Source organism: Actinomycetota bacterium (genome assembly GCA_018830725.1).
Taxonomy (GTDB): Bacteria; Actinomycetota; Humimicrobiia; order JAHJRV01; family JAHJRV01; genus JAHJRV01.
On sequence record JAHJRV010000096.1, the window covers coordinates 1 to 4165 of the forward strand.

Annotated in this window: 4 protein-coding genes and 1 riboswitch; of the genes, 3 read left to right on the forward strand and 1 reads right to left on the reverse strand. The window is 30.9% G+C overall.

Features of this window, described 5'->3' with window-relative positions:
- Positions 1–220 (reverse strand): hypothetical protein (locus KKC53_04725; GenBank protein MBU2598466.1); only part of this gene is annotated, 220 nt, incomplete at its 3' end.
- A 445-nt stretch (positions 221–665) separates the two neighbouring features.
- On the opposite strand from KKC53_04725, the gene KKC53_04730 reads away from it, so the two are divergent.
- From KKC53_04730 to KKC53_04740, 3 genes are all read left to right on the forward strand, one after another.
- Positions 666–1859 (forward strand): transposase, encoded by a 1194-nt coding sequence (locus KKC53_04730; protein MBU2598467.1) that lies wholly within the window; start codon positions 666–668, stop codon positions 1857–1859.
- 12 nt (positions 1860–1871) lie between these two features.
- Positions 1872–3119, forward strand: coding sequence for a DNA polymerase IV (gene dinB, locus KKC53_04735; GenBank protein ID MBU2598468.1), 1248 nt, complete (start codon positions 1872–1874; stop codon positions 3117–3119).
- 70 nt (positions 3120–3189) lie between these two features.
- Positions 3190–3272: riboswitch (cyclic di-GMP riboswitch) on the forward strand.
- A gap of 474 nt (positions 3273–3746) precedes the next feature.
- Positions 3747–4165, forward strand: a 419-nt coding sequence (locus tag KKC53_04740; protein ID MBU2598469.1) for a hypothetical protein, incomplete at its 3' end; no start/stop codon positions are given.

A 4165-nucleotide genomic window follows, 5' to 3' on the forward strand; every position in this document is an offset into this window, starting at 1 on the left:
ACAATATTATTATAGAAATTATAGTGCTAATAGTTACAAATAATTCATATTTTGTGCCTGGATAAATAAATGGGATTTTAGTGATGTTTAAAAAATTAGCTGCAAGTCTTAAAAACCAATTAACACCTAAAAAACAAACCAAAAATATAATAACTGCCTTTATAACAAATAGAGTAAAATTTCTGTCAAATTTTGTATCTGAAATAATTTTTTCTTCCACAGTTTTTACTAAAAAATTAAAAAATTATCTAAAAATCCTATTTATTATATCATCAAAAACTATTATAGCATTATTTAACAGCAGTTTTTTTGATAGAGATACAAGTTGTTATGTATATACTTAGTACTTCTTCTTATAAATTTAATATGTTGATTGCGATAATTAGGGGGGGGTGTCAATAAAAGGTGAGGGGTAAGGGGGAATAGGGGTAAGTGATATAAACAAATTAACTTCTATTAAAAAAATTATTTCTTGACAAAGCAAACAAATGAGTGGTAAGATTTTATTGATTAACGAACATATGTTTGTATATCTAAAAGAAAGTCTAATTAGGAATAAATTAGAAAGAAACCCGACGGCTTTAGTCGTTGGATGAATTGCGTTCATCAAAATATTTACGGAAGAATAAATCTTAATGTATTATGTGAAGGAGGTGATTAAAAATATGAAACTAACACTTAAATATAAGATTAATTTAACAAAAGAGCAGGAAGATGTTTTGCGAGATTTGTGTTTTTATGCTACCAAACTATACAACACAGACAACTACATGCGAAGAGATGAGTGGGAGAAAACAGGTAAAATACCTTCCTGGTATGACCAAAAGAAAGCACTGATAAATAACCACTGGAAAAATATGTTACCCTCACAAACTGCACAAGCAGTGATTAAGACACTTCAAGATAATTATGTTTTATGGTTTAAGTTAAGAAAGACAGATAAAGATGCAAAACCTCCGAGGTTTCGTAGTAAGAACATGTTAAGTCCATTAACATTCTATCAACAATTTAAGATTGATGGGGATATAATAACACTTACAATGTCAAGAAAATACAGAAAAGAGAAAGGAATAGATAAACTTATTTTAAGGATAAGTAAATGGAGAGATATAAATGGTACTCCAATAATGTGTAATATTTTACATAACGGAAAGCATTGGATGGCTCACGTTGTATATGAAATTTCTGAAGCTAAAATAAAACAAAGCCCTGAAATAATGGCTGTTGATATTGGAATAAAAAATCTTGCAGCAATAGTTGATACTTGTAAAAATACTTATTTATTTTCAGGTGGCACTGCACTGGAAGTTCAGCACTACTTTAATAAAGAGATAGCAAAGGCACAAAGCAAAACAGATAAACAAAAACTTAAATCTAAAAAAGTTACAAATATGCATAAAAAGAAATCAAAGCAGATTAATCAGATAATCCACACAACAACAAAGAGAATAATAGAAATAGCAGAGAATAACAATATCGGGACAATTATTGCTGGAGATATAAAGAATATAAGGAAAGATAAAAAATGGAATAAAAATGCATCTCAGAAATTGCATTCTTGGGGTTTCGCTAAACTCACCAAACAGATAGAATACAAAGCAAAACTATCTGGTATACGGTTTGAAATGGTGAATGAGAAAGACACGAGCAAGACATGTTCGGTATGCGGAACTATCAAAAAAAGCAATAGAAAGCATAGAGGATTATACAAGTGTAAGTGTGGAAACGTGATGAACGCAGATATTAATGGTGCAGCAAACATCTTAAAAAAGTACCTCCAAGAGAATAATATCTCAAGGAGTATAGGCAATGTGGCTATGCCTGTAGTATACAAGAACTATAATGTAATTCCTGTATAATCTACGAAGCCAATGGCTTTAGTCGTTGAAGGTGTCACTAATTTACTAAAAGTAACAGAAATTGTTGAGATTAAGGAAAAATGGGAGGTTGGATTGAGGAGAAGGAGAGACATAATACATGTAGATATGGATGCATTCTTTGCTCAGGTTGAACAAAGAGACAATCCAGAATATAAGAAAAAGGCAGTGATTGTAGGAGGACCATTATTTAGAGGAGTGATATCCTCCGCATCATACGAGGCAAGAGTATATGGACTTTATGCTGGAATGCCCCTTTATAAAGCTAAGCAGCTCTGTCCACACGGAGTGTATTTATCTGTGGATATGGAAAAGTACTTGAAAGTTTCACGTCAGATAAGAGATATTTTCTGTGATTTTACTCCACTGGTTGAAATTGTCGGTTGTGATGAGGCATTTTTAGATGTTACTGGAGCCAGAAACATATTTGGTTCACTAGTTGAGATTGCGAAACAGATAAAAAATAGAGTATTTGAAAAAACTCGACTTACATGTTCGGTAGGTATCTCACATAATAAATTCTTAGCCAAATTAGCATCTGAGCTAAAGAAACCGAATGGTTTGGTTGTTTTGACGAAAGAAAATGTTAAAGGGAAACTGGAAAAACTACCTGTTACTATGTTATGGGGTGTGGGAAGAGTTACACAGGATAAGCTAAAAAGAATGGGAATAGAAACCATTGGTGAACTGGCGAGGATACCGGTTGAGATTCTTACTGCTGCTTTTGGAAAATTAGGAAAGCTCATACATAATTTAGCTAATGGTATTGATGATGACAGAGTAATACCTTTTTCTCCACCAAAGTCGATAAGCAGAGAAATCACCTTTGTAAAAGATACCTATAATTTAGATAAACTGAAAGTCGCTTTATTAAAGTTATCAGAAAGAGTAGCCGAGAATTTGCGCAGGGAAGGGTATAGGGCATTAACTGTAAACCTCAAGATTAAATTTTCAGATTTCAAAGTGATAACAAGAAGCATTACCTTAAAAAATGCGACCTGTTTAGGAACAGAAATCTATAGAGATGCCTTGAAACTTCTTAAAAAGAACATACCAGCGGGAAGGAAGATAAGACTCATTGGGGTGGGGGTTAGTAATTTGAAAGGCTATCGGGTTAAAGAATTGTCTCTATTTGAAGGGGATAATAAGGAATTGAAATTAGCAGAAGCGATAGATGATTTAAATGCTCGTTATGGAAAAACCGAAGTGATAAGAGCAAGTATGTTAAAAATAAAATATTAGAAATTTTTTTTGAAAAGCTCTTGCATTTTTAATAAAAATATGTTATAAATTAAAATTAATATTTAATAAAAAGACTTAAGGAAGCGTTGAAGTGAGATTTAGTTTGGGTATTTATATCTCACGGAGCTTATAATACAACCGGCCTTAAAATTATTTAAAAGATTTTTGGTCGGTTTTTATTTTTAGTAAGAGATAATAAAAAATAGATAAATTACCTGGGTACACACCCGGGTATTTTTTTTTAAAGTTAATTTTTTTATTTTATGTGAGGAGGTGAAAATAAATGAAAAAGCTATATAGAGTACTTCTACTTTTAAGCTCACTCATCGGAGTTTGCTCATGTGTAAGGTGGTAATTCTTTTTGAAAAATAATAAATAATTAGACTCTGAGTTAAAAGAATTAATTAATCTTTGAATATAGACTTTATTTCATGTATTAAAATACATTTTGATTTATATAAAGTAATAATTAATTCTCTGGAGAATATTGCAATATTATAAAGAGCTGTGCATAAGAGTAGCTTATAAAATTTTATAAATATTTAAGTAAAAAAAAGCAGGCTATGATAACCTTATGTTATAATTTATGGGTTATTTTTAGTCTGCTTTTGTTTATATAGGTGAAATATGTCTGAAAAGATTTCAAGGATAACTCTTTGCTATGTTATATCTACATTTATTGCCGGACTAATTCTGCTAATCTATATAACTTTAAAGTATAAAAATTTCAGTATATCAGGTGTCCTGTATTTTGGATTTCTTATTGTATTATCTATTTTTTTTGAAGCACCCCTTATCAAGGGTGGCAAGGTTTCTATATTGAGTGGACTATCACTAACCTGTCTTCTTATATATGGTCCTTCTACTGCTTCGTGGGTAATGTTAGCTACTTTACTGAATATACGGGAATGGTTAGAAAAAACCCCTTGGTATAAATTTATGTTTAATATAGGCCAACTTTTAATATCTATTGGATCATCGGGGATAATATATAAATCAATAAATCCAACAAGACAAATTGGAGCAATTAGAGTAGATTCTAATCA

Excerpts from the sequence above, each read along its gene's own strand:
- dinB (MBU2598468.1), top strand. The coding sequence starts at position 1,872 with ATGGCTTTAGTCGTTGAAGGTGTCACTAATTTACTAAAAGTAACAGAA.
- KKC53_04730 (MBU2598467.1), top strand. The coding sequence starts at position 666 with ATGAAACTAACACTTAAATATAAGATTAATTTAACAAAAGAGCAGGAA.